Raw genomic sequence first — 22,830 nt, 5'->3', positions numbered from 1 at the left:
TTCTTGCAAGTATCATCCGCCTGATGGGCTGGACTTCAGGCCTGGCTCGGCCTGATTTGACGAGATGTCCTGACCGGTCCGTAGCTGGGCCAGTTCCGATGTCACATCGCGTGCTCTGTCGGGGTTCATCGCCGCCATCACCGCGGCCGCCTTCGCATCCTTCATCCGATCCATCACCTGCAGCAGAACCGGCATCGACAATTCGTTGAAGATCGTCGCCGCTTCCTTCGGCTTCATCGCCTCGTAAAGCTTGACCATCGCCTGCCACCCGGCGTCCTCCTTCTCCTTCTGCGCACTGTCCAGGCCTTCCAGCTTTTTCTGCAGCGCCTGCAACTCGCTGACCCGCACTGTCAGCTTCTGCTCAGAGGCTGCCAGCACCGATTCACGCGCGGCGACCGAGGTTTCCCGTGCGTCCAGCTCTTTCCGGCGCTGTCGCAGGTTTTGCAGGATGGTCTTCTCGCTTGCACTGACTGGCGGCGCTTCGCTCTGCTGCGGGCGTGCCGCCTGGGCCGGCATTCCCTGACGCGGCGGCGAGACCTGAGCCGGTTCGCCCTTCGAGGGTTCGGCTGGCGGCGGGGAAAGCGGCGGCGACCGGGTGGCTGCCGGCTTGGCGTGGTCCGCTTCCGCGGCCGCCGCATTCGCGGGTGCAACCATGACGCTGTCGGTGCGTCGGCCATCCGTCACGGCCGCCTGCACCAGGACACCGCATTTTACCGCCAGCAGCACCGACAGGGTGGTGATGGTCACCGGCAACAGGCGGGGAGCGGGAAGCTTGACCATCATCGTGCCAGGCGAAGCGCCTGCATCAGGCTCTTCTCCGCCTGGCTGCGAGCCGCCGGAGCAGGCGAACCCGCCAGTTCCATCACGGCCGCCGCCGCTGTCGGTTCGGCGGTCAGCGGACGTGCGGCGCGCACCAGTGCGTCGAGCCGATCCGCCAACCGGTCGCCGCGTTCCGTCAGGAACGACAGGTCGTCCTTCAGGGAAACCGACGCCGCAACCTGACGCTCGATCTGCCGGCCCGCGCCGTCCGCGGCGATTTGCAGCCGCTCGATCCCGTTCTCCGCCTGCCGCGTGCTGGCGTTGAAACCGGCCACCAGGGACTCCAGCGCGGAACGGTCGCGCTTCAGGACACCCAGCGCGCGTTCCAGCCGCAGCGCCTGGACCAGGGTCGCCGCCAGCAGCACGACAAGGACAAGTTCGAGGATCCATTCCATGTCAGCCATCGTGCCGGTCAAAGGTTAAGAAATGATGAGTGGACGAGGCGCTTTCGCTGCGGCTGGGTCGCCGCCAGGTCTGCTTAACCGCCGGCACGATCCGCCTGCGGGCTGCGGGAGATGCCTCGCTCGATCTTCACCGCGATATTGTTATTCTTCTGGCCGATCCGGCCCTCGAACATCACCACCGAACCGCAACGGACCTGCACCGGCGCACCTGGGCCGGTGTTCAGCAGCAGACGCTGGCCCGGACGCAGGCCGATCACGTCGGACAGCCGCATGGTATGCTCATCCAGCACGACCGACAGTTCCACATCGGTGGTCCAGAGCTGTTCGGCCAGATGGGTCTCCCAGATCGAGTCGCGGCCGAACTTCTCGCCCATGAACTGCTGCAACAGCAGCTCACGGACCGGCTCCAGCGTGGCGTAGGGCAGCAGCAGTTCCAGCCGGCCGCCGCGGTCCTCCATGTCGATGCGCAGCCTCGCCAGGATCGCGGCGTTCGACAGGCGGCTGATGGTGGCGAAGCGGGGATTGACCTCCAGCCGCTCGAAGCGAAACGTGACAGGACAGAGCGGATCGAAGCTGGTGGACAGGTCGGCCAGCACGACCTGGATCAGCCGTTCCACCAGCGTACGTTCGATGGTGGTGTAGGGCCGTCCCTCGATGCGCATCGCGGCGGTGCCGCGCCGGCCGCCCAGCAGCACGTCGACGATCGAATAGATCATCGCCGAATCGATCACCATCAATCCCTGGTTGTCCCATTCCTCGGCCTTGAACACAGCCAGCATCGCGGGCAGCGGGATCGAGTTCAGGTAGTCGCCGAAGCGCAACGAGATGATGTTGTCGATGCCGACCTCGACATTGTCCGAGGTGAAGTTGCGCAGGCTGGTCGACATGATCCGCACCAGCCGATCGAAGACGATCTCCAGCATCGGCAGACGCTCGTATGACACGAGGCCGGAGCTGATAATCTTCTGCATCCCGGTGCGGGCTTCGCCCGATGCGGGACCGTCGTCGAAACCCAGCAGGTTGTCGATTTCCGCCTGGTTCAGTTCGCGCGCGGGCAACCCGCTATCCGCGCCGGCCTCGGCTTCGGTTTCCGCGCCCCAGGCGGCGGCGAGATCCTCATCGGATTGCTCAGTTGTATCGCTCATTGTACCAGCAACTGCGTGAACAGGATGTCGCTGACCTTGGCCGGCGCCACGGCGGCATTGGCGCGGACTAGCAGTTCCTCGCGCAATCGGTAGGTACCGGCCGATCCACGCAGCTCCTCGGGCCGCATTTCACGCAGGTAGGTCTGGAAGATGTCCTGCAGGCGAGGCATGGCGGCTTTCACCTTGTCGACATCCTCGGCTTTCGGCACTTCCACCCGAGCGGCCAGCTTGATGTAGGCCGGCTTGTGCGTGCCGTTCAGGTTCGCGATCATTTCCGGCAGGTCGACATAGCTGGGCGGAACCGGCTTGGGCGGTTCCTTGCTGGCCTGCTCCTGCTTTTTCTCCATGCCCAGCATGTGCGGCAGGATGCCGCTGAACCAAAGTCCGGCGCCCACCACGATCAGCGCGACCGGGACAGCCAGCAGGATCAGCTTGCGCTTGCCCAGCTTCCTAGCCGGTTTTTCGGCCGTCGTCGCATCCTTGGATTTGGCCGGAGCGGAACTCATGCCTGCCAAGATCGCAGACAAGCGTTAACGAAAGGTTATCAGACTCCGCCGGCGGTCGAGCAGGCGGCAAGATATGCCGAGCGGCAGGATTTGCCGGGGGTCGGGCGTGGGGGGTATGGGCAAAAAAGGGGGTTTTTCAATACCTTTCCAATGTTGCCGGAGTGGCACGTCGATTGCTGTTGAAAGGCCAGGACTTCTCGGACCCGCCCATGGACATCACCATTGCCCTCGCCGCATCCCGTCTGATGGCGCAACAGCGTGCGTTGGACGTCACGGCGAACAACATCGCCAATGCGAACACCCCTGGCTACCGCGCCGAACGCATGCAGTTCGCTGACTTCATCAGCCAGCAGGACGGAACCGCGGCGCCCTCCGGCGGCAGGTCCATCACCTATACCCAGGATCGCGCGACCTGGCGGGAACAGCAGCCAGGGACCTTGACCCATACCGCCAACACATTCGACCTGGCACTTGCCGGCGACGGCTATTTCACCGTCAGCACCAAGGCCGGTCCAAGGCTGACGCGTGACGGCCGCTTCGGTCTGATGCCGGACGGAACCTTGGCGGACAGCAAGGGCGACGCGGCGCTGGACACGGCCGGCAAGCCAGTTCAGCTCTCGCCCGCGGACACCCAGATCAGCATCGCCGGCGACGGTTCGATCTCCTCGGAAAATGGCCAACTCGGCAAGATCGGTGTCGTCCAGCCAACCGACCCGATGAAGATGACGGCCGAGGGCGCCACGAACTTCGTTTCCGGTTCACCCACTCAGCCGGTTGCCGTACCAGGCGTCGTGCAGGGGGCGATCGAGGACTCGAACGTTCAACCGGTGCTGGAGACCACCCGCATGATGGACAATCTACGCCAGTTCCAGCTTGTCACCCAGCTGGTTCAGGCGGAAGGCGACCGGCAGCAGAACGCCATCGACAAGCTGCTGCCGCAGGGTCAATGATCGAAATGATTCAGTGACCAACCTTGTTTAGTGCCAAATTGTTTAGTGTCGAATTGTTCAGTGACTGGCGGCATCGTGACAAAACGCCACAGGAGATCAACGGATGCGCTCGCTTGATATCGCCGGCACGGGCATGCAGGCCCAGCAGACCAACGTCGAGGTCATTTCCAACAACATGGCCAATATGACGACCACCGGCTACAAGCGCCGGCGGGCGGAATTCCAGGACCTGATCTACCAGAACCTGCGGCGCGTGGGCTCCAACAGTTCCGATGCGGGAACCATCGTGCCGTCCGGTGCCCAGGTCGGGCTTGGCGTGCAGACCGCGGCGATCTACTCAATCAACGAGCAGGGCAACCTGCAGCAGACTTCAAACACGCTGGACATGGCGATTCAGGGCAACGGGTACTTCCAGGTGACCCTGCCCTCCGGCCAGACCGCCTATACGCGTGACGGCACCTTCGGCCTGGCGGCGGACGGCACCATCGTCACCGCCGATGGCTATACCGTGCAGCCGGGCTTGCAGGTTCCCTCGGCCGCCACGGGCGTGACGATCAATACGTCGGGTCAGGTGCAGGCGACGCTGGCCGGCCAGACCGCGCCGCAAACGATCGGACAGCTTCAGCTCGCCGTTTTCCCGAATGCCGCCGGGCTGGATTCGCAAGGCGGCAACCTGCTGCTGGAAACCGCCGCCTCCGGCGCGCCCGTCACCGGCAACCCGAACGCCACCGGATTCGGTTCCGTCCAGCAGGGTTTCATCGAAACCTCGAACGTCAACGTCGTGACCGAGATCACCAACCTGATCACCGCGCAGCGCGCTTATGAGATGAACAGCAAGGTCATCTCGTCCAGCGACGAGATGATGTCCACGCTGACCAACCTGCGCTAGCGCGTGATCGCCTGAGGCTGATCCGTCAGAAGACGCGCATCACGCGACCAGACAAGGAATTAGACCATGATCGGACACCGCCAATGACGCAACCTCAAGCGATCATGGTCTAATGCCATGCGCAGCCTGATTTTCCTGCTTGCGATGCTTGCCGCGACTCAGGCCGATGCGGCCTCGCTGCGCACCATGACGACGCTGCACAGCATGAACGTCTACCTGCGGGACCTGTTCGACGATGCCGGCAAGAACGCCGACATGTTGCTGGGCACCGGCCCCGATCCTGGCGGACGCATCGTCGTCGAGGCGACGCAACTGAATGCGATCGCGCGCCAGTTCGACGTTGCGTGGCGATCGGTCTCGCCCGCCGACCGGGCGGTTCTCGAATGGCCAGGCCGTCCGCTGAAGCGGGAGGAGGCCATCGAGGCTGTCCGCACCGCCATCACCGCGGCGGGTGCGCCGGATGACTGGGACATCGATATCCCTGGATTTTCACCACCCATCGTTCCGTTCGAGGGGGTGAGCGCGCCGACTGTCTCCCAGCTTGACTACGACAGCAATACCGGCCGCTTCACCGCCATGTTGTCGATCACTGGGGAAGCCATGAACCCGATCAACGTCCGCATCGGCGGCCGGGTCGAGGCGATGGCGGAGGCACCGGTGGCGTCGACGCGGCTGCTGCCGGAGACCGTGCTGCGGGCCGACGATGTTCACACCGCCCGCGTCCGGATCTCGCAGATCCGCACCCAGGTCGCCACGTCGGTGGATCAGATCATCGGCATGGAGCTGAAACGCCCCGTCCCAGCCGGCCAGCCGCTGCGGTTGGCGGATCTGACCAAGCCGCCGTTGGTGCAACGGGGCGCCACCGTTCAGGTCCAGCTTGAGGTCGCCGGACTGTCCGTCAACGGACAGGCGGTGGCGATGGATGCGGGGGCCGAAGGCGAACGTATTCGTGTGCAGAACCGCAACTCCCGCGCGTTGCTGACCGCGCAGGTGATTGGCCCCGGCCTGGTGCGGGTCACGCCGGACGAGCTTCCCACCGCGACCACCCGGTATGATCGCAGGACGTTCGGCCCATGATGATCCGCGCGATGGCGGGGGTTTTGCTCGGCACGTTCCTGCTGAGCGGGTGCGGCAACCTTACTCGCCTGTCGGAGGTTGGCCGCGATCCCGCAATGACGCCGACCGAGGACCCGACAAAAGATCCGAAGTGGCGCCCGATCACCATGCCCATGCCGGTGCGGACGCCTTCGCCGAATGAGGCGAACGCGTTGTGGCGGTCCGGCTCCCGCGCGTTCTTCAAGGACCAGCGGGCCGCCCAGGTCGGCGATATCGTCACCGTGCTGGTCAACATGAAGGACGCCGCGAACCTGAAGAACGTCACGTCCGCCGCCCGGACCAGCAGCGAATCGGCGGGCGTGCCAAACTTCTTCGGCCTCGAAACGATCCTGCCGAAAGCCATCGACCCGTCCAAGCTGCTGTCGGCCAGCAGCGGCAACACCAATATCGGCACCGGACAGATCCAGCGCACCGAAGCCGTGACGCTGCGGCTTGCCGGCATCGTCACCCAGGTCCTCCCCAATGGTAATCTCGTGGTTGCCGCTCGCCAGGAATTCCTGGTCAACAGCGAACTGCGGAACCTGCAGGTGACGGGTGTCATTCGCCCGCAGGACATCGCCTCCGACAACACCGTGCTGCACGACCGCATGGCTGAAGCCCGCATCTCCTACGGCAGCAGGGGCCAGCTCACCGATCTGCAGCGCGCCCGCTGGGGCCAGCAGATGATGGACATTCTCGTGCCGTTCTAGCGCCGGCTGGACCGCCAGCAGTCCGCATGAACCGTGAAGGCGATAAAAACGTCGCGGGAAGACCCTGGTATTTTGGGCGCCGGTTGTTCTGATATCGGATAGGGTGAAGGTGGAGAGGATTCCGCGCGGGTTTCCCTAGTTCGAAGCCCGACTTTAGCGCTGGTTGTCGTCCCTGCAAGGGGATGGCGCCATGGCTCGTATCGGTGGCCCCTCGCATTCCGAGGCGCTCTGGTGCAGTGTCTCCCGGTATGACCTGACGCTCGGCGCTGTTCGATATATGCTGACGACGGCTTGAATTCATCCCAATTTGTATCCGTCGCCGGGCGAGGCCATAACGATAAAATAATGAAGAAAGATAAATCGACAACCCGGGAGGAAAAATTGCTTGAACATCTGGAGAGGCAAGAATCACTGACAACGAACCAATGGAAGATCTTTGCCGCGGCAACGGTCGGCGATATGCTGGACTTCTTCGACTTTTATCTGATTGGGTTCGTCCTGGCGTTTATTGTTGGCGGCTGGCACCTGACCTACGGCCAGTCGGGGGCAATCCTGCTGTCCTCCGGGATTGGCGCTCCGATTGGTTCGCTGTTCTGGGGATGGATGGCGGACAAGATCGGCCGGCGTTCAGTGATGATCCTGACTGTGTTGAACTTCACGCTGGCCACCGGCCTGATGGCGCTGACCCCCGAGCACGGCTGGCTGTTCCTGTCGATTTGTCGTTTCTTTGTCGGAATGGGTGTAACCGGTCTTTACACGGTGGATATCGCGATCGTGCAGGAATTCGTGCCTGCTTATAAACGCGGCTGGATCACCGGATTGACGACGACGCTGCTGCCCGCCGGCACGCTGCTGGGCGCGCTGGCGGGCGCCTATCTGGAGCCCGCCATCGGCTGGCGCGGTCTGTTCGCGGTTGGACTGTTGCCGGCTGGACTGACGCTCATGATCCGGGCATGGGTGCCGGAGTCACCGCACTGGCTGATCGGCAAGGGGCGGCTCGATGAAGCGCGCAAGTCGCTGGCCTGGGCACTGCAGGTCGATCCCACGTCGATCCAGTTGCCGACGAGCGTGGCCAAGGTCGAAAAGACGGCATGGCTCGAGTTGTTCCGCTACCCGCGGAGCCTGGCCGTGGCCTGTCTGACCGGCATCAGCCAGACCGGCACCGTCGGGTTGAGCCTGTGGATGACAACGTTGTTCGTGCTGGTGCTGAAGATCAGCCCGGTCGAGGCGTCGTGGCTCATTATCTGGGTGGGCGCGATCTCGATCCTCGGGCGGTTGTTCTGCTCCTGGATTTCCGATGCGATGGGGCGCCGGCGCGCAGTCGTCTTGAGCTGTCTGATCGCGGCTGTAACGATGTCGCTGGGCGGATATCTGCGTGATGTTTATATTGGTGAGGTTTCCGTCTTTTATGTAATGATCCTGCTGCAGAGTTTCTTTGGCAGCGGCAACTATGCGATCGTCGGTCCGTACATGGCCGAAGTCTGGCCGTCGAAGCTGCGCGCGAGCGGGATGGGCCTGGGGTATGGGTTTGGTAATCTGGGCAAGTTCATCGGCCCCGCTGGGCTGGCGGTGATCGCCGGGTCCACCAACTTCGTCACGCCGAAGGCGACGCTGGCGGCGCTGGTGCCGGCGATGAACTATTTCGCGGTTTGGTACCTGGTTGGGGCCGCCGCGATCTGGTTTATCGGGATTGAGACCAAGGGGCGGACCATCGCGGAAATCGACGGCACGTTGACCGCGGCGGCTGAGGCGGGATCGTCGGCGTAGGGGATGGCGATGACGGCCGGCGGCGGTGGGTGGCGGACTTCGTCATTGGCCTTCAACAATGGAATCGGCTTTCCGCCGGGCCGGCGCGTTGCCGAAGGGCGTCGCATTTGCGGACGTTTCCGTCTACATCGGTGTGGAACAAGGGAGCCGCCGATCCATGACCGTGGCGCAGCCATCCATCACCCTCGACCCAACCATGTTGGCTGGTGAACCTGTCATTCGCGGCACGCGCCTTTCTGTTGAGTCGTGATTGGTAGTTGGCCGATGGATGGAGCGAAGCGGACATTCTGGCGAGTTATTCCGGGATCACCCGCAGGGCCATCCTAGCCTGCCTTTCCTATGCGCGCGACACGCTGAGCTCCGAGAGTTTCTCCGACCGCAGCCTGATACGCGGTCAATGTGCGTTCGGGCTGCTCGTGCTGATCAAGGCTCATGTGCGCCTGCAGACCATGCTTGAAGGGGTAAAACGTTCCGCCCTTGTGTGCGGGCGGTGGGGACAAGCCCGGCCATGACGGCGGTCGGTAGATCCGGCGATTCCAGTCACCGTGAAAGCGCTCCAACACCTGCGATCCTGGCGCGATCGGCGAATCCCGTCACGGCGGGCGCGGCCCCATAGGCGTTAAATAAAGGCATCGCCGTAGTCAAATAAGCCCCGGTCATGGCCGGCAAAGGCCGGGTCATTCCACAGCTTTCGGTATTGGCGGCGTCTAAAGCCGCAATTAGGAACATCCACCATCGAAGCAAAAATTCCTATTGCGTCGTTTTGCAACCTGGAGTAGAGAAAGAACATTAGACGAACACTTTAACGAGAGCGCGGCGAAATGTTTAATCCAGACCCTCAGCCAGAACCCGACCTCAGCACCGTCGACGTCATTCTCCAGACCATCCTTGGTTTCATGCTGCCGTTCCTTCTGGCAGGCGCTGGGGGCAACCCGGACCTCGCCATCGCGACGATCATGGACCTCGTCAACGACTATCAGGCCGCGACGCCGCAGGAACTCGAGCTGGTCGGACGCATCATCAGCTTCAGCACCCTGTCGATGGACAACCTGCGGCTTTCCATGACCGAGGGCCTGGCGGACAGCAAGGTCCTGCGTTACCGCAGCAACGCCGTCGCGCTGAGCCGTAATGCTGAACAATGCCGCAAGGTCCTACAGGACATTCAAGGCAACCGGCGCCCCGGCGTGAAGCCGCTGATTATGCCGGTGTATGCGCCTCGGACCGCGCAGACTCGAACGCCGACCATTCCGGCACCGCTTGCCGCCGCCACCACTCCGGCCGGTTCAATGCCGGATCCCGTTCCCGCCGCCAAAGCCTCCGCACCCCAGGCCCGCTCGTCAAAACCGGATACCGCGCGGCCATGCGCCCCGGCGTCACATGCCAGGGAAACCAATTGGGGCGATGGCGCACTGGAACAGATGAAGCGGGAAGCCAGCGGGATGATACAGGCCCTGCAAGACGGCGGCGAAATGCCTGTTCTGACGCAAATGCTGGCTCCGGCTCCGGCGGCTGGTGCACACGTGGCAGTTGGCGCTGGCGGCTTCCCGCCGACCCAAGCGGCAACCATACCTATCCGTCTCGCGGCCCGTTGACCTAGAGCGCGATCGCCTGAGGCTAACCCAGTCAGAAGGCGTGAATCTCGCGATCAAGTAACCAGGCAAAGCGCGCCTCCTGGGTCAACCCAAACCGATCGCGCATCAAGCCGTCAGCCCAACCAGGATCAGGTAGCCAGAGGTTCGGCCACCAGCGCACCAGCGTCAACGACACCAGCGCTCGACTGCCAGACGTGCCGCATGTCCTCCATCCAGATTGCCGCTCCATTTGGCAGGCCACACCATCGCGACGGCGAATGCCTGAAGCAGATGCCTGCGACGGCTCATGGGTTTTCCCCACAGGCGCGTCAGATCCCGACGTCATTTCAGAGTACAGCCGACCCCGATCCCTGTCAGCATGGATCGAAAGGCGCGGACCGCTCGCCTCAAAGCGACGCAAGCGGTCCGCGATCTCAGTGTCAGCTTGCCTTCGTAGCGGCCGCCGCCTTCCGCCTCTTGGAGGCATGCACGACCTGGCCGCGGATCTCCCCGTTCGGATTGGCCGCCGTATGAACGTTCACATACATTTTACCGGTCGTCAGGTCCGTCACCTGGTCATCCGTCAATGTCGCCTTGCCGGATGTCGGGCTGGTCACATCCTTGCCAATGGCAATAAGGACACCGGCGTTCTGACCGCGCGGCGCGGGACCATGCAAATGCGCCGCCGTGGCTGGCCCGGTCAGTCCCTGGAACGTCAGCGTGTAGGTCAGCACCTTGGTCGTCGTATCGAATGTCGCATTCAGATGACCAGAGCCCTTGCTGTCGGTCTTCGGAACCTCTCTTACGCCGCTGAGGCGCGCGGTGTAGTTGACCGTGGCGGCCGATGCCGCGGAAACGAACGCGACCGCGAACGCGGCAGTCAGGAATACCCTTCGTAACATTATCATTTCCCCATGTGAACGTGGCGCCCTGGCAACCGGCCAGGACGGTAACAGCTTGTCGATCGCTATCACTGAGGCCACGCTATGCCATGGAACCAAATGCCACGGAACCAAGGATTGAACATGCCCCCGCCGATCGGGCCAGAGGTCGATGCGATCCCTCGTCCCCTGCCTGTCCATACGCCGATCCGCGGCCAGTATGTCTCACTGGAACCGCTGCACCGCCGCCATACCGGGGAACTTTGGCAAGCCGCGCAAGGCGCGGACGAAAGCTGGACCTACCTCGGCGCTGGCCCGTTCGCCTCCGCCGAGGCGATGGCGCGCCACGTGGCGGACGTTGCGGCGGTGCATGAACCAATGTTCTGGGCGATCCGGCCGATCACCACCGGTGTTGTCGCGGGATGGCTGGCCCTGGCGGACATCCAGCCCAGGAACGCGGCGATCGAGTTGGGCAACATCTGGTTCAGCCCACGCCTGCAGCGCACCCGCGCCGCGACCGAGGCCATCTTCCTGATGCTGAAGCTGGCGGCCGACGATCTGGGCTATCGGCGCCTGGTCTGGAAGTGCAACGCGCTGAACGCGCCGTCCAGACGTGCCGCCGAGCGGTTGGGCTTCACCTATGAAGGCCGCCACCGGATGCACATGGTTACCAAGGGCCGCCTGCGCGACACCGACTGGTACAGCATCGCCGGCGACGAATGGCCGCGTTGCCGCGATGCGCTGCTGGCCTGGCTGAACCCGGCCAACTTCGGCCCCGACGGAACCGCGCTGCACGGCCTGGCTGAGTTGCGGGGCCGCCTCGCATGACCGAAACAAGCCTGCTGCCCTGGCGCCGGCCGCGTCTGAGCGTGATCGTCCTGCATGGCGTGATCGCCGCCCGCGTGGGCATGTTGAGCGCCGATTCGGCCCGCCCGCTGATCGAGAAAGCCTTCGCCGCCGCCGGCCGTCGCCCGGTGATCCTCGACATCGAAAGCCCCGGTGGCTCGCCGGTGCAGTCCGACCTGATCGCCGGCATGATCCGCACCCAGGCGGACCGCACCGGGGTGCGCGTGCACGCGGTGATCCGTGAGGTCGGCGCATCCGGCGGCTACTGGCTGGCCTGCGCGGCGGACGAGATCCACGCCAACCGCATGAGCATCGTCGGCTCCATCGGCGTCGTCGGCGGCGGCTTCGGCTTTCCCGAACTGCTCGGCCGCCTCGGTGTCCAGCGCCGGCTTTACACCGCTGGCCGCAACAAGGCCCGGCTGGACCCGTTCAGCCCGGAGAAGCCGGAGGATGTGGTCTTCGTCAAGGACCTGATGGAAAAGCTGCATGGCAGGTTCACCGATTGGGTTCGCACCCGCCGGGGCCAGCGCCTGCGCGGCGACCAGGATACGCTGTTCGACGGCAGCTTCATGCTGGGCGAGCAGGCGCTGGAACGCGGCCTGATCGACGGGTTCGAAACGGTCGACGATCTGGTCAGGCAGCTCGGTGGCGATCGCGCCCGCGCCCGCCGGTTCGCGCCAAAGCGGCAAAGGCTGCTGGCCCGCCTGCCGCGGCTGGGTGTGGACGTCCTGCTCGATGCGTTGGAAGATCGCACCTGGCGGATCAACCTGCGATAACCAAAAGGACACCATCATGCGCGCCGCTGTGCTTCGGAAAGGCTCGATCGTCGTCGACACGCTGCCGGATCCGGTGCCGGTCGAGGGTCAGGTGCTGGTGCGGACCCGCGCCTGCGGCATCTGCGGCACAGATCTGCATGCAGCCAAGCATAGGCAGCAGTTCGTCAACCTGGCGAAGCGCGCCGGCAACCGATGGGCCATGGACGCCGACCGGGATGTGGTGTTCGGGCACGAGTTCTGCGCCGAGGTCGTCGAATACGGTCCGGAAACACCGGCCCGTCTGCCGCCCGGCACGCTGGTCTGTTCCATGCCAATGACTTTGGCCGGTGAAACCGTGCAGGGCATCGGCTATTCCAACGACATCGCTGGCGGTTTCGCCCAGTACATGCCGCTGGCCGACAGGATGCTGCTGCCGGTGCCGAACGGCCTGTCCGCCACCCACGCCGCGCTGACCGAGCCGATCGCGGTCGGCTGGCACGCTGTCCAGACCGCGCGCTTGACGCCGGACGACGTGCCCCTCGTGGTCGGCTGCGGGCCTGTTGGTCTGGCGGTGATCGCGGGCCTGGTCATCCGCGACGTCCATCCCATCATCGCTGCCGATTACTCCCCCGGCCGGCGGGCGCTGGCGCTGAAGATGGGCGCCGACCTCGCGATCGATCCGGCGGAGGTATCACCATACGAGACCTGGCGGCAGGCCGCGACGCCCGAGGGCTACGACCCCAGCCGCTACGCCCAGCTTTTCGGCTTAGGACCGAAGCTGCGACCGGCGGTGATCTTCGAATGCGTCGGCGTGCCCGGCGTGATCCAGCAAATCATGGAGGGCGCGCCCCCCGCCGCCCGCATCGTCGTGGTCGGCGTCTGCATGCAAACCGACCGGACCGAGCCGTTCTTCGGCATCGTCAAGCAACTGAACGTCCAGTTCGTGCTGGCCTACACGGCACAGGAGTTCGCCGAGAGCCTGCATCATATCGCGGAGGGCAAGGTCAATGTCACGCCGCTGGTCACCGGGACGGTCGGTTTGGACGGGGTCAACCAAGCCTTCGCCGAACTGGCAAACCCGGAACGGCATGCCAAGGTCATGGTTGATCCTTGGGCGTGACGGTTATTCTTGGAACGGTCCCACCTCGGCGATGAACTGGACGTCGCCCGTCGCGACCTCCGGATCGCCCGGCCCATCCATTGCCACGATGTGCCCGTTGCCCTGGCGCGCGATCCAGCATGGCTGTGATTTCGCGGCGCGCTTGGCTTCCGCGATGACGTCCTCAGGCACTTCCGGCCACAGGGCCTCATCCAGGATCTTGATACCGTCCATAACGTTCTCCCACTTTCACTTGCTGAGTAGCCAACGCGGGTTTCCATTCGCAGCCGTGATCTGGCCGCGAAGCCTCAACCCCGCCCAATCCAGGGCATCTTGGTCGCCATGATGGTGACGAACTGCACGTTCGATTCCAGCGGCAGGTTGGCCATGAACGCCACCTGCTGACCGACATGGTCGGCCTCCATCCGCGGCTCGACCGCCATCTGGCCGTGCGGCTGCATCTGCCCGTTGGTGGAGCGCGCCGTCATCGGCGTGGCCGCGTTGCCGATATCGACCTGGCTGCAGCAGATGTCGTATTGCCGCCCGTCCAGCGCGATCGACTTGGTCAGGCCGGTGATCGCATGCTTGGTCGAGGTATAGGCCACCGACCCAGGCCGCGGGTTGTGCGCCGAAATCGAGCCGTTGTTGATGATCCGTCCGCCTTGCGGCGTCTGGTCCCGCATCATGCGGAAGGCGGCGTTGGCGCACAGGAACATCGCGTCCAGGTTCACCGCGCAGACGCGGCGCCACATCTCGAAGGTGAAGTCGCCGAAGTTGGTGGTCGGCACGTTGCCGCCGGCGTTGTTGAACAGCGCGTCCAGCCGGCCGTAGCTGGACTTCACCTTGGCGAACAGCGCGTCCACCTGTTCCGGATCGGTGACATCCGTGGGCACCACCAGGGTCTTGCCGCCGGTCGCCATTCCGGCGGTTTCCTCCAGCGCATCCTTGCGGCGCCCGACCAGCACGACCGACCAGTCCCCCACCAGCAGGTTCAGGGCGGTGGCCCGCCCGATGCCGCTGCCCGCGCCGGTGATGACGGCTATCCGATCTGTCATGGGCCGATCTGCCATTAGGTGGTCCTCCCCAGGTGAAACAGCGCCTATTCTGGACCGTGGTTGCCGCCTCGGGAAGATGGTGCGACGTTGGAATCGGAGGAAACACCATGCTGCGCTTCGCCGCGATCGGGCTGGACCACCGCCATGTCTACGATATGACGGCTGGGCTGATCGCCGCCGGGGCGGCGTGTGTCGGCCATGATCCCGAAACCACGGACCCGCGCGTGCTGAACGGGTTCCGCAAGCGCTTCCCGCAGGTCCCGGCGGTTGACCGGGAACGTCTGCTGGACGACCCGTCCATCGACTTCATCGTGCTGTGCGCCGGCCCGTGCGACCGGGCCGGCGTGGCGATCGAGGCGATGCGCCGCGGCAAGGACGTGATGGTGGACAAGCCCGGCGTGACCACGGCGGAGCAACTCGCGGCGGTCGAGGCCGCGGTCCGGCAGACCGGACGCATCTGGTCGATCTGCCTCGGGCGCTTGACCTCACCGTCCGTGCAAGCGGCGCTGCGTGTGGTCCGATCCGGGGAGCTTGGCCGGCTGGTGCATCTGACCAGCCTGGCGCCGCACCGGTTGAACCGCGCGCTGCGGCCGGCCTGGTTCTTTGAACGGGACGCCTACGGTGGGATCATCAACGACATTGGCGTGCACGCGATCGACCAGTTCCTGGCCTTCGCCGACGCGCCGGACGCCAGCATTGCCGCCGCGACAATCGGCTGCTTCGGCACCGCCGCGGACATCGCCCCGTCGGGCTTCGAGGACTTTGCGGAATTCAGCCTGCGCGCCGCAGGGGTGTCAGGCAACATGCTGGGCACGATGCGGCTCGACTGGTTCACCCCTGATGGTCTGCCGGACTGGGGCGATGGGCGGCTGTTCCTGGTCGGCACCGAGGGCACGCTGGAACTGCGCAAGAACCTGGATATCGAGGGCAGGGCAGGGGGCAACCACATGTTCGTCGCGAACCAGCAACGGACACGCTATTGCGATTGCAGCGACCTGCCGGTGACCTACTACCGGGATTTTCTTGATGACGTGCGGGACCGGTCCGGCGGGATGATGGAAAACGGCCGCGTGTTCACCGTCTGCCGGCTGGCGCTGCGGTGCCAGGCGACAGCGGTGCGGTTCACGCCTTGACCACGATCTCGGTCAGGCCCAGCGCCAGAACCCGCCGCAGATCGTCCGATGCCAGCGCCACACAGCCCTGGGTCGGTGCGTAATCGTGTCGCGCAAGGTGCAGGAAAATCGCCGAACCACGGCGCGGATAGACCGGCCGGTCATTCCAGCCGAGGACGCCGATGATGTCGTAGGTGCCATCGTCGTGCCACAGCGCTTCGGCATGTGCGCCGATCGGCAGGCGGACCAGGCGGTTGTAGTCGGGATGCGCCGGATCGTCGCACCAGCCGTCGGTTCGCGTGACCGGGTTTCTCGGCACGGCGCAGGACGGCGGCGGACCCCGGTCGGGACGATACAGCACCCGCCGCAGCGGCAGCACGCCCAGCGGCGTGGCCCCATCACCCTCCCGCTTGTCCGCCCGTACGCCGCCATACCCGAGGGCGGCCCGGACGGTTTCGCCGCGAAAGGTGAAAACGCCATCTGGCGTTACAATTGCGCGCATCGATTTGCCTCCAGCCAAACTGATCTTACCTGCAAACCAGTCACCGGAGGAAACTAATGGCCCGCGTTCCGTACCTCGAACAGTCCGATCTCGCATCCGAGGATCAGGATCTGCTCAGGCGTCCCATCTCGCTGTTCAAGGCCCTGGTAAATTCGCCGAAGGCGGCGCGCGCGTTCTCCGGCCTGGGCGGCTATATCCGCTATGGCAGCAAGCTGGATCCCCGGCTGCGCGAACTGGCGATCCTGCAGGTCGGGTGGCTTGCCCGGTCGCCTTATGAATGGTCGCACCACGTCAAGCTGGGATATGATTTCGGCGTCACGGACCAGGATATCCGCGGGCTGATCGATGACACGGCCGGGATGTCCACGGCGCTTGATCCGCTGTCAAGAACCGTCTTGAAAGCGGCCCGGGAGATGACAGACGATGGCGCCATGGCCGAGGCGACCTTCGCGACGCTGCAAGCCGACCTAGGTAATGAACAGGTGATGGACCTGACGCTGACGATCGGCTTTTACAACGCCGTCGTCCGCGTGCTGGCCACGCTGCAGATCGATGTCGAGCCGGACTACATGCCGTACTTGCACAAATTCCCCTTCCCAGCCTAATTGGCCAGCAGCGGCATTCAACCTTTTGAAAACATGTCAAACCTGATCTGGTGATCCGCCGATGCGGCCGCATCTGTCATGTCTGGCGCATCAAGCAGGAGTTCGTCCACCATGCCGATCGAACACATCGTCGTCCTGATGATGGAGAACTGCGGCTTCGATCGCATGCTGGGCTGGATGGGCGCGACAGACCGAGGCGTCGATGGCATCGATCCGCTCCACCCGCGCTCCAACCCCGACCGGATCGATGGCGGCCTGGTTCTTCAGGCCGAGACCACCACCCGGAACGTCGAGCGCGACCCGCTGCATTACCTGCCCAACTCCCTGGCGCAGCTCGACGGCGGCACCAATCAGGGTTTCGTCAACGATTATGTCATGAACCATCCGAACAGCACGCCGGAACAACGGCGGGAGATCATGGCCTACTACCCGCGCGGCTTCCTGCCGGCGTTGCACTGCCTGGCCGAGAACTTCGTGGTGTTCGACCATTGGTTCGCCTCGTTGCCCGGACCAACCTGGATGAACCGGCTGTTTGCCCACACCGGCACCTCGCTCGGCTCGGTCGCAGAACCGGGCAGCCTGTTCAGTTCTGATCTTCATCTGTACAATGAAAGAACGTTGTATGACGAACTGACCGATGCCGACGTGTCCTGGCGCATCTACTTTGGCGATGTTCCGCAATCGCTGGTGCTGACGCATCAATACCACCACCTGGGCAACTACCGCGCGTTCAAGCACTGGAATGCGGACATAGCGGCCGGGACGCTGCCCGCCTACACGTTCATCGAACCTACCTATTTCGGTCCCTACCAGAATGACCAGCACCCGCCGCACGACGTGATGCGCGGCGACGCGCTGATCGCCCAGGTCTACAATGCGCTGCGCGGCAACCAGGCGCTGTTCGAAAAGACGCTGCTGATCGTGCTGTATGATGAGCACGGCGGCTTCTTCGATCATGTGCCGCCGCCGGCGACCATCGCGCCCGACGATCACACCGAACACTTTGGCTTTGACCGGTTAGGGTTTCGTGTGCCCGCCATCTTCGTTTCACCCTGGCTGGACCCTGGCGTCGTGAAGGCGGTTCATGACCACACCAGCCTGCTTCGCATGGCCGCCGAAAAGTGGCCCGGCGTCACGCCACTTGGCCGTCGCGCGAAGCAGGCGAACGACCCGCTGGCTGAACTGCACTGGCGCCAGTCACCGCGCGCTGATCTGCCGGAAGCGCCGGTTGCGCCGGACATTCAGCCGGCGCGCACCCTGCCGGGTCTTGCCGGGTTCAAGACGTCGTTGTTCGGACTAAGCCATCATCTGGAAAGTGCTATCGACCACGCCGGCAACCGCAGTGCCTTGATGGCCCGCGCCCACGAAGCCCTGGCTGACAGCATGAGCCAAGCTCGACTTGCCACTGACAGGGCAGGGGCGTTCATCGAGGAGCGGACGCGTGCGTCAGGCGTGATCGGCGCGGTATCAAGATTGTTGCATTTGAAATGAATTTTGGCCAAGCGAAATTCAGCCAGCCCATGCGTGCAAAGGCTGGCGATGGCGCCAAAACGGTTGCCTAAAGCAATGGTCACGGATGATAGACCGAGAGCGCCAACTCCCGTTGAACCGTATTCACAGAAAGCCGGTTTGCCGTATGATCCTCCACATGCCGGATGATCTCTACGAGCGTGACATCCTGGCCTGGTCGCACCACCAGGCTGACCTGCTTCGCCGCCTGGGGCGAGGGGAGCGGGCGAATGACGTGGACTGGACGCATCTCGCCGAGGCGATAGAGGACGTGGGGCTGTCCGAACTGCACTCGGTCGAAAGCCATCTAAGTCTCGTCTTGGTCCATCTTTTGCATTTTCACGCCTGGCCCGACAGCCCATCAGCCGGCCACTGGCGTGGGGAAGTCGTCGCCTTCCAAAACAATGCAAAACGTCGGTTCACTGCGTCCATGCGGCAGAAACTTGATATCGAAACGCTATATGCCGATGCGGTCGAGCAGGTGCAGGCAACTCAACCCGACGGTGCGATACCCATCTGACTGCCCATCGTGAATCCGTTTTCGCTCGATCAGCTTCTCGGCGAGAACTGGACCATTCTGCTGGGCTTGCTGTCCGTGGCGATGCCATCGCACGGCGGTCCGCTCTAAGCCGGGTCATTTGAACCATTGTTCGGCATGGGGTTGCTCCGCTTGGGCGACTTTCTCTTGATCACGAACCAGCACCGGAACGGCTGGCATCAACGAACTGCTCCGTCGCATCGTCCAGGGTGCGCCCGCGCCGTCCCGCCGGCTTGTGCACGTATAGCGCGCGCTTGTCGGCCACCGCCGCGAACTCCGGGCGCAGCGGCAACTCGTACCGCACCGGGCGAGCATGATCGGCCATCTGCAACGCTGGATCGAACACCGAGTTGAACTTCCACATCATGCGCAGGAAATTGGTCTGGCCACGCAGCAGCAGCTTGCTGGCGATCCCGAAGGACTTGCGTATCGCCGCAACGCCCAGGTGCTTGTTGTTCAGCACCTGCTGGGTCTTCACCAGTTCGGCATAGAACTCCGGCAAGGGCAGTTTGGTCGGCAACACGGCGTGCTGGATGTCGAACAGCCGGTAGTCGCGCGTGGTCAGCCTGCGCTGCTCGGTCTGCCAGATCTCGGTGCCCGGATATGGAGTGGTGACGCTGATGTTCACCACCTCCGGGATCTCCAGGCACCACCGCCGTATCGTCTCGAACCGTTCGCGGTCCCACGACGGGTCGGCGATCAGGTTGATGGCAACGTCGATGCCGAGCGAACGGGCCGCCTCCAGCGCCTCCATGTTGCGATCCAGGTCGATCCGCTTGCGGAATCGTTGCAAGCCTTCCTCGTCGATCGCCTCCAACCCGATGAACATGATCTTCAGGCCCAGGTCGCGCCAGAACCGGAAGACGTCCATGTTGCGCAGCAGGACGTCGCCGCGGGTCTCGAGGTAATACTCCTTGCGGATGCCGCGGCGCTTGATCGCCTCGCCGATCTCGAAGCCGTGGCGGGCGTGCACGAAGGCGACATCATCGACGATGAACACGCCAGGCTCGCGGATACTGGCAAGCTCGTCGGCGATCACCTCGGGCGACGCGACACGATAGGTGCGGCCGTAGAAGGTCCAGGCGCTGCAGAACGTGCAGTCCCACGGGCAGCCGCGGGCGAACTCGATGGAGGCGCAGGGGTCGAGGGTGCCGATGAAGTAGCGCTTCCGCCGCGTCAGCAGGTCGCGCGCTGGGCGGATGGTATCAAGGCTTTCGACGAACCGCGGCGGCGGCCCCTCGCCGGCCGCGCACACCGCGCCGGGCACGCCGGTCAGGTCCGCGTTGTCCTGCACCGCGCGCAACAGCAGCGGCACCGAGACCTCGCCTTCGCCCTTGATGACGCAGTCGATCGCGCCGGCACCGTGCGCCAGCAGATCGGCGGCGACGAAGCTGGCGCTGTGGCCGCCGGCGAACACGAAGCAGCCTGGCAGCCGCGCCTTGATCGCCTTCGCGGTATCGATGATCTCGGGCACGTTGGCCAGATAATTGGCGGCCAGGCACACCGTATCCGGCCGCCATTGGTCGATCAGACGCCACAGCCGCTTCGGATCCTCCACCTGCAGGTCGACGATGCGCACGTCATGTCCGGCGGCGCGCGCCGCGCCGGCGACCAGCTCAAGGCCGAGCGGCTCCAGGGTCAGGAAGACGCGGGTGTACATCAGCCCGCTCGGGTGGACGGCCAGCAGCCTCATGCGGAGTTCCGATCGGTGTTTCGCCCAGGCCGGAAGCAGCCCGACGACGATCTAACGCGCCAGTCGGCGTCGGCGCCCGCTGCGTCGTGTGATCGTGAAGACTGGTGATCGTGAAGACTGGGGCTCCCGGCCAGCCGGGGACGCCAGAACGCTTCCCGCTGCTGCTCCTCCAACGCGACGCGCTGGCGCACGCGCAGCAGGTCTTTGCGCGCCAGCAGCCCAACCAGCCGGCGCGTGTCGCGGTCGATGACCGGCACGCGACCGGCCTCGGCCGACACCATCCGGTCGGCGATGTCGCCGACCGGTTCGTCCGGGTAGGCGACGAGCAGGTTCGGGTCGCCGACCACCTCGCCCAAGGTGCCGCCGGGCGGCTTGCGCACCCAGTGCAGGATGTCGGCGCGCGACACCATGCCGATAACATGTTGGTCGGGGTTGACCACCGGATAGGATTTGTGGCGCGGTTCGGCCTTGGTGAAGAAGGTCACCACCGCGGCGACCGGCATGGCGGCTGGCAGTGTATCGACCGGTGTCGCCATCACCTCCCGCACCGCCGTCAAGGCAAACGGATCGGCGTGGTACTCGCGGACGATATGATGGCCGTGGCGAGCGATCTTCTCGGTCAGGATGGAGCGCTTCAGCAGCAGGGCGGTGATCGCGTAGCTTGTCGCGCAGGCAGCGAACAGCGGCAGGATGGCGGTGAAGTCTCCGGTCAGTTCCACCGCGAACAGCGAGGCGGTCAGCGGCGCGCGCATCGTCCCGCCCATCATCGCCGCCATGCCGAGCAGCGCCCAGAAGCCAGGGCCGGCGTCAGGCAGGATGTGCCCGACCAGTACGCCCAGTGCGCCGCCCATGATCAGCAGCGGCGCCAGAACGCCGCCCGAGGTGCCCGATCCAAGCGCCACCGCCCAGATCACGGACTTGACCACAAGCAGCAGCAGCACGCCGCCCAGCAGCAGGTGGCCATCCAGCAGATGCGCGATGTTGACATAGCCGACCCCAAGTGCGGCCGGTTCGATCAGGCCGCCCAGACCGACAATGATGCCGCCGATCGCCGGCCACCACATCCAGTGCAGCTTCAGATGGCCGAACGCATCCTCGGCGCCGTACACCATCGCCGTCAGGACGCCGGAGCCCAGGCCGCACACAATGCCGATCGCGAGCCAGGCCGCGACGTATGCCGGCAGCAGCGGGGTGGTGCCGGCATGGGGAAATAGCGGAACCGCCGGCAGGATACCGACCCGCAGGATCGAGGCGGTGACGCAGGCCACCACCACCGGGATGAAGCTGCGCGGCTTCCATTCGAACAGCAGCAACTCGACCGCCAGCAGCACCGCCGCGATCGGCGTGCCGAAGACGGCGGTCATGCCCGCCGCGGCGCCGGCGACCAGCAGCACCTTGCGCTCCGCCGCCGTCATGTGGAAGAGCTGAGCGAACAGCGAGCCGATGGCGCCGCCGGTCATGATGATCGGGCCTTCCGCGCCGAATGGGCCGCCGGTGCCAATCGAGATCGCCGAGGACAGCGGCTTCAGCACCGCCACCTTCAGCCCAATGCGGCTGCGGCCGATCAGGATGGCTTCCAGCGCCTCTGGAATGCCATGGCCACGGATCTTCTCCGAGCCGTAGCGCGCCATCAGTCCGATGATGACCGCGCCAGCCACCGGGATCAGGATCGAGGCAGGCCCGAGTGTGGCATCCGCAAGGTCGTGCGGGGCGACGGACAGATCATGAAAATAGGCGACATTGGTGCAGAACGTGATCAGGCGCAGCAGCACCCAGGCCGAGGCGACGCCGCCGGCGCCGACTACCACCGCCATCGCGGCCAGCAGGAGCACGCGCGCATCCAGGGTGAAGTCACCCAACGGCGGGATGGCCACTGGACCAGCAGGTTTCATCGTCGGCTCCATTTATATCGCAATACGACATATACGATGAGCCGCTGCCGGGAAAGGTGAGATATGCCGGATGATGTGATCCGCGACCGGGACTACGAATCGCTGGCGGCGTTCCGACAGGCGTTGCGGCGGTTCGTCGCCTTCAGCGAGACGCAAGCCAAGGCGTCCGGCCTAAGCCCACGGCAGCATCAGGCGCTGCTCGCGATCAGAGGTACGGCCCCGGCGAACGGGCTGCCAATCAGCCAGATCGCCAACGATCTGCTCATTCAGCACAATACCGCGGTCGAGCTGGTGGATCGGCTGGTGGAGGCCGGCCTGGTTCGGCGCCAGGCCGACCCCTCGGACGGCCGGCGCAGCCTGGTCGTGCTGACAGCGAAGGCCGAGACGGTGCTCGCCGCGCTTTCGGCTGCCCATCTAGGCGAATTGCGGGCGATCCGGCCTAATCTGCTGGCGCTGCTGCGACGGTTCTGATCCTGCCGGCCTGATG

Annotated in this window: 26 protein-coding genes; 16 read left to right on the top strand and 10 right to left on the bottom strand. The window is 64.6% G+C overall.

Annotation, left to right across the window (positions count from 1 at the left end):
• Positions 1 to 12: 12 nt before the first annotated feature.
• From ACQY4S_RS18075 to ACQY4S_RS18060, 4 genes are all read right to left on the bottom strand, one after another.
• Complete coding sequence (locus tag ACQY4S_RS18075; RefSeq protein WP_428486619.1) at positions 13 to 783, bottom strand: MotE family protein; 771 nt, start codon at positions 781 to 783, stop codon at positions 13 to 15.
• Positions 780 to 1,214 (bottom strand): DUF6468 domain-containing protein, encoded by a 435-nt coding sequence (locus ACQY4S_RS18070; protein WP_428486618.1) that lies wholly within the window; start codon positions 1,212 to 1,214, stop codon positions 780 to 782. Before ACQY4S_RS18070 ends, ACQY4S_RS18075 begins: the two co-directional genes overlap by 4 nt.
• 83 nt (positions 1,215 to 1,297) lie before the next feature.
• Positions 1,298 to 2,368 carry a flagellar motor switch protein FliM gene (gene fliM, locus ACQY4S_RS18065; RefSeq protein WP_428486617.1) on the bottom strand — a complete coding sequence of 357 codons (1,071 nt, stop codon included), beginning with the start codon at positions 2,366 to 2,368 and terminating at the stop codon, positions 1,298 to 1,300.
• Positions 2,365 to 2,874 carry a flagellar basal body-associated FliL family protein gene (locus ACQY4S_RS18060; protein ID WP_428486616.1) on the bottom strand — a complete coding sequence of 170 codons (510 nt, stop codon included), beginning with the start codon at positions 2,872 to 2,874 and terminating at the stop codon, positions 2,365 to 2,367. The genes fliM and ACQY4S_RS18060 overlap by 4 nt, the downstream gene beginning before the upstream one ends.
• Before the next feature lie 209 nt (positions 2,875 to 3,083).
• Here ACQY4S_RS18060 and ACQY4S_RS18055 point away from each other — a divergent pair, with 209 nt between their 5' ends.
• The 8 genes from ACQY4S_RS18055 to ACQY4S_RS18020 all read left to right on the top strand — a co-directional run bounded on the left by ACQY4S_RS18055 (position 3,084) and on the right by ACQY4S_RS18020 (position 9,877).
• Positions 3,084 to 3,824 carry a flagellar hook-basal body complex protein gene (locus ACQY4S_RS18055; RefSeq protein ID WP_428486615.1) on the top strand — a complete coding sequence of 247 codons (741 nt, stop codon included), beginning with the start codon at positions 3,084 to 3,086 and terminating at the stop codon, positions 3,822 to 3,824.
• Between the two features lie 103 nt (positions 3,825 to 3,927).
• Positions 3,928 to 4,713 (top strand): flagellar basal-body rod protein FlgG, encoded by a 786-nt coding sequence (gene flgG, locus ACQY4S_RS18050; RefSeq protein WP_428486614.1) that lies wholly within the window; start codon positions 3,928 to 3,930, stop codon positions 4,711 to 4,713.
• Between the two features lie 117 nt (positions 4,714 to 4,830).
• Positions 4,831 to 5,790 (top strand): flagellar basal body P-ring formation chaperone FlgA, encoded by a 960-nt coding sequence (gene flgA / locus ACQY4S_RS18045; protein WP_428486613.1) that lies wholly within the window; start codon positions 4,831 to 4,833, stop codon positions 5,788 to 5,790.
• Positions 5,790 to 6,518, top strand: coding sequence for a flagellar basal body L-ring protein FlgH (gene flgH, locus ACQY4S_RS18040; RefSeq protein WP_428488447.1), 729 nt, complete (start codon positions 5,790 to 5,792; stop codon positions 6,516 to 6,518). Before flgA ends, flgH begins: the two co-directional genes overlap by 1 nt.
• A 345-nt stretch (positions 6,519 to 6,863) precedes the next feature.
• The gene (locus tag ACQY4S_RS18035; RefSeq protein WP_428486612.1) at positions 6,864 to 8,285 is read left to right on the top strand and encodes an MFS transporter; all 1,422 of its coding nucleotides are present in this window, start codon (positions 6,864 to 6,866) and stop codon (positions 8,283 to 8,285) included.
• A gap of 58 nt (positions 8,286 to 8,343) precedes the next feature.
• The gene (locus ACQY4S_RS18030) at positions 8,344 to 8,535 is read left to right on the top strand and encodes a DUF433 domain-containing protein (protein WP_428486611.1); all 192 of its coding nucleotides are present in this window, start codon (positions 8,344 to 8,346) and stop codon (positions 8,533 to 8,535) included.
• Positions 8,536 to 8,542: 7 nt separating this feature from the next.
• The gene (locus ACQY4S_RS18025) at positions 8,543 to 8,797 is read left to right on the top strand and encodes a DUF433 domain-containing protein (protein ID WP_428486610.1); all 255 of its coding nucleotides are present in this window, start codon (positions 8,543 to 8,545) and stop codon (positions 8,795 to 8,797) included.
• A 309-nt stretch (positions 8,798 to 9,106) separates the two neighbouring features.
• Positions 9,107 to 9,877 carry a hypothetical protein gene (locus tag ACQY4S_RS18020; protein WP_428486609.1) on the top strand — a complete coding sequence of 257 codons (771 nt, stop codon included), beginning with the start codon at positions 9,107 to 9,109 and terminating at the stop codon, positions 9,875 to 9,877.
• A 419-nt stretch (positions 9,878 to 10,296) separates the two neighbouring features.
• Here the strand turns inward: ACQY4S_RS18020 and ACQY4S_RS18015 are convergent, their stop codons facing one another.
• Positions 10,297 to 10,758, bottom strand: coding sequence for a CHRD domain-containing protein (locus ACQY4S_RS18015; protein ID WP_428486608.1), 462 nt, complete (start codon positions 10,756 to 10,758; stop codon positions 10,297 to 10,299).
• Between the two features lie 123 nt (positions 10,759 to 10,881).
• Between ACQY4S_RS18015 and ACQY4S_RS18010 the strand changes: the two genes are divergently transcribed.
• From ACQY4S_RS18010 to ACQY4S_RS18000, 3 genes are read left to right on the top strand one after another with little or no spacing between them, the layout of a single operon-like run.
• The gene (locus ACQY4S_RS18010) at positions 10,882 to 11,565 is read left to right on the top strand and encodes a GNAT family N-acetyltransferase (RefSeq protein ID WP_428486607.1); all 684 of its coding nucleotides are present in this window, start codon (positions 10,882 to 10,884) and stop codon (positions 11,563 to 11,565) included.
• The gene (locus tag ACQY4S_RS18005) at positions 11,562 to 12,359 is read left to right on the top strand and encodes a S49 family peptidase (RefSeq protein ID WP_428486606.1); all 798 of its coding nucleotides are present in this window, start codon (positions 11,562 to 11,564) and stop codon (positions 12,357 to 12,359) included. Before ACQY4S_RS18010 ends, ACQY4S_RS18005 begins: the two co-directional genes overlap by 4 nt.
• Positions 12,360 to 12,375: 16 nt before the next feature.
• Entirely contained in the window at positions 12,376 to 13,458 is a 1,083-nt protein-coding gene (locus ACQY4S_RS18000; RefSeq protein WP_428486605.1) for a zinc-binding dehydrogenase, read from the top strand.
• 3 nt (positions 13,459 to 13,461) lie between these two features.
• Here ACQY4S_RS18000 and ACQY4S_RS17995 read toward each other — a convergent pair whose 3' ends face one another.
• Entirely contained in the window at positions 13,462 to 13,671 is a 210-nt protein-coding gene (locus ACQY4S_RS17995; protein WP_428486604.1) for a hypothetical protein, read from the bottom strand.
• A gap of 74 nt (positions 13,672 to 13,745) precedes the next feature.
• Positions 13,746 to 14,492 carry an SDR family oxidoreductase gene (locus tag ACQY4S_RS17990; protein WP_428486603.1) on the bottom strand — a complete coding sequence of 249 codons (747 nt, stop codon included), beginning with the start codon at positions 14,490 to 14,492 and terminating at the stop codon, positions 13,746 to 13,748.
• 107 nt (positions 14,493 to 14,599) lie between these two features.
• Between ACQY4S_RS17990 and ACQY4S_RS17985 the strand changes: the two genes are divergently transcribed.
• Complete coding sequence (locus ACQY4S_RS17985; RefSeq protein WP_428486602.1) at positions 14,600 to 15,625, top strand: Gfo/Idh/MocA family protein; 1,026 nt, start codon at positions 14,600 to 14,602, stop codon at positions 15,623 to 15,625.
• Here ACQY4S_RS17985 and ACQY4S_RS17980 read toward each other — a convergent pair.
• A complete protein-coding gene (locus tag ACQY4S_RS17980; RefSeq protein WP_428486601.1) occupies positions 15,615 to 16,106 on the bottom strand; it encodes a L,D-transpeptidase family protein in 492 nt (163 codons plus the stop codon). The genes ACQY4S_RS17985 and ACQY4S_RS17980 overlap by 11 nt on opposite strands.
• A 56-nt stretch (positions 16,107 to 16,162) precedes the next feature.
• Between ACQY4S_RS17980 and ACQY4S_RS17975 the strand changes: the two genes are divergently transcribed.
• The 3 genes from ACQY4S_RS17975 to ACQY4S_RS17965 all read left to right on the top strand — a co-directional run bounded on the left by ACQY4S_RS17975 (position 16,163) and on the right by ACQY4S_RS17965 (position 18,740).
• Positions 16,163 to 16,711, top strand: a complete 549-nt coding sequence (locus ACQY4S_RS17975) for a carboxymuconolactone decarboxylase family protein (protein ID WP_428486600.1) — start codon at positions 16,163 to 16,165, stop codon at positions 16,709 to 16,711.
• A 111-nt stretch (positions 16,712 to 16,822) separates the two neighbouring features.
• Positions 16,823 to 18,202 (top strand): alkaline phosphatase family protein, encoded by a 1,380-nt coding sequence (locus ACQY4S_RS17970; protein WP_428486599.1) that lies wholly within the window; start codon positions 16,823 to 16,825, stop codon positions 18,200 to 18,202.
• A 157-nt stretch (positions 18,203 to 18,359) separates the two neighbouring features.
• Positions 18,360 to 18,740 (top strand): DUF29 family protein, encoded by a 381-nt coding sequence (locus ACQY4S_RS17965; protein WP_428486598.1) that lies wholly within the window; start codon positions 18,360 to 18,362, stop codon positions 18,738 to 18,740.
• Positions 18,741 to 18,909: 169 nt separating this feature from the next.
• Here the strand turns inward: ACQY4S_RS17965 and hpnR are convergent, their stop codons facing one another.
• Both hpnR and ACQY4S_RS17955 read right to left on the bottom strand, forming a co-directional pair.
• Positions 18,910 to 20,451 carry a hopanoid C-3 methylase HpnR gene (gene hpnR / locus ACQY4S_RS17960; RefSeq protein WP_428486597.1) on the bottom strand — a complete coding sequence of 514 codons (1,542 nt, stop codon included), beginning with the start codon at positions 20,449 to 20,451 and terminating at the stop codon, positions 18,910 to 18,912.
• The gene (locus ACQY4S_RS17955; RefSeq protein WP_428486596.1) at positions 20,448 to 22,343 is read right to left on the bottom strand and encodes a chloride channel protein; all 1,896 of its coding nucleotides are present in this window, start codon (positions 22,341 to 22,343) and stop codon (positions 20,448 to 20,450) included. Before ACQY4S_RS17955 ends, hpnR begins: the two co-directional genes overlap by 4 nt.
• Before the next feature lie 63 nt (positions 22,344 to 22,406).
• Here ACQY4S_RS17955 and ACQY4S_RS17950 point away from each other — a divergent pair, with 63 nt between their 5' ends.
• Positions 22,407 to 22,814 carry a MarR family winged helix-turn-helix transcriptional regulator gene (locus tag ACQY4S_RS17950; RefSeq protein ID WP_428486595.1) on the top strand — a complete coding sequence of 136 codons (408 nt, stop codon included), beginning with the start codon at positions 22,407 to 22,409 and terminating at the stop codon, positions 22,812 to 22,814.
• Positions 22,815 to 22,830: the final 16 nt, after the last annotated feature.

It is taken from the genome of Rhodopila sp. (genome assembly GCF_965276935.1).
Lineage (GTDB): Bacteria > Pseudomonadota > Alphaproteobacteria > Acetobacterales > Acetobacteraceae > Rhodopila.
The sequence above is the reverse complement of the archived record's forward strand: the minus strand, read 5'-3'. Positions and strand labels throughout refer to the sequence as shown.

Excerpts from the sequence above, each read along its gene's own strand:
- ACQY4S_RS18075 (WP_428486619.1), bottom strand. The coding sequence starts at position 783 with ATGATGGTCAAGCTTCCCGCTCCCCGCCTGTTGCCGGTGACCATCACC.
- ACQY4S_RS18070 (WP_428486618.1), bottom strand. The coding sequence starts at position 1,214 with ATGGAATGGATCCTCGAACTTGTCCTTGTCGTGCTGCTGGCGGCGACC.
- fliM (WP_428486617.1), bottom strand. The coding sequence starts at position 2,368 with ATGAGCGATACAACTGAGCAATCCGATGAGGATCTCGCCGCCGCCTGG.
- ACQY4S_RS18060 (WP_428486616.1), bottom strand. The coding sequence starts at position 2,874 with ATGAGTTCCGCTCCGGCCAAATCCAAGGATGCGACGACGGCCGAAAAA.
- ACQY4S_RS18055 (WP_428486615.1), top strand. The coding sequence starts at position 3,084 with ATGGACATCACCATTGCCCTCGCCGCATCCCGTCTGATGGCGCAACAG.
- flgG (WP_428486614.1), top strand. The coding sequence starts at position 3,928 with ATGCGCTCGCTTGATATCGCCGGCACGGGCATGCAGGCCCAGCAGACC.
- flgA (WP_428486613.1), top strand. The coding sequence starts at position 4,831 with ATGCGCAGCCTGATTTTCCTGCTTGCGATGCTTGCCGCGACTCAGGCC.
- flgH (WP_428488447.1), top strand. The coding sequence starts at position 5,790 with ATGATCCGCGCGATGGCGGGGGTTTTGCTCGGCACGTTCCTGCTGAGC.
- ACQY4S_RS18035 (WP_428486612.1), top strand. The coding sequence starts at position 6,864 with ATGAAGAAAGATAAATCGACAACCCGGGAGGAAAAATTGCTTGAACAT.
- ACQY4S_RS18030 (WP_428486611.1), top strand. The coding sequence starts at position 8,344 with ATGGAATCGGCTTTCCGCCGGGCCGGCGCGTTGCCGAAGGGCGTCGCA.
- ACQY4S_RS18020 (WP_428486609.1), top strand. The coding sequence starts at position 9,107 with ATGTTTAATCCAGACCCTCAGCCAGAACCCGACCTCAGCACCGTCGAC.
- ACQY4S_RS18015 (WP_428486608.1), bottom strand. The coding sequence starts at position 10,758 with ATGTTACGAAGGGTATTCCTGACTGCCGCGTTCGCGGTCGCGTTCGTT.
- ACQY4S_RS18010 (WP_428486607.1), top strand. The coding sequence starts at position 10,882 with ATGCCCCCGCCGATCGGGCCAGAGGTCGATGCGATCCCTCGTCCCCTG.
- ACQY4S_RS18005 (WP_428486606.1), top strand. The coding sequence starts at position 11,562 with ATGACCGAAACAAGCCTGCTGCCCTGGCGCCGGCCGCGTCTGAGCGTG.
- ACQY4S_RS18000 (WP_428486605.1), top strand. The coding sequence starts at position 12,376 with ATGCGCGCCGCTGTGCTTCGGAAAGGCTCGATCGTCGTCGACACGCTG.
- ACQY4S_RS17995 (WP_428486604.1), bottom strand. The coding sequence starts at position 13,671 with ATGGACGGTATCAAGATCCTGGATGAGGCCCTGTGGCCGGAAGTGCCT.
- ACQY4S_RS17990 (WP_428486603.1), bottom strand. The coding sequence starts at position 14,492 with ATGACAGATCGGATAGCCGTCATCACCGGCGCGGGCAGCGGCATCGGG.
- ACQY4S_RS17985 (WP_428486602.1), top strand. The coding sequence starts at position 14,600 with ATGCTGCGCTTCGCCGCGATCGGGCTGGACCACCGCCATGTCTACGAT.
- ACQY4S_RS17980 (WP_428486601.1), bottom strand. The coding sequence starts at position 16,106 with ATGCGCGCAATTGTAACGCCAGATGGCGTTTTCACCTTTCGCGGCGAA.
- ACQY4S_RS17975 (WP_428486600.1), top strand. The coding sequence starts at position 16,163 with ATGGCCCGCGTTCCGTACCTCGAACAGTCCGATCTCGCATCCGAGGAT.
- ACQY4S_RS17970 (WP_428486599.1), top strand. The coding sequence starts at position 16,823 with ATGCCGATCGAACACATCGTCGTCCTGATGATGGAGAACTGCGGCTTC.
- ACQY4S_RS17965 (WP_428486598.1), top strand. The coding sequence starts at position 18,360 with ATGCCGGATGATCTCTACGAGCGTGACATCCTGGCCTGGTCGCACCAC.
- hpnR (WP_428486597.1), bottom strand. The coding sequence starts at position 20,451 with ATGAGGCTGCTGGCCGTCCACCCGAGCGGGCTGATGTACACCCGCGTC.
- ACQY4S_RS17955 (WP_428486596.1), bottom strand. The coding sequence starts at position 22,343 with ATGAAACCTGCTGGTCCAGTGGCCATCCCGCCGTTGGGTGACTTCACC.
- ACQY4S_RS17950 (WP_428486595.1), top strand. The coding sequence starts at position 22,407 with ATGCCGGATGATGTGATCCGCGACCGGGACTACGAATCGCTGGCGGCG.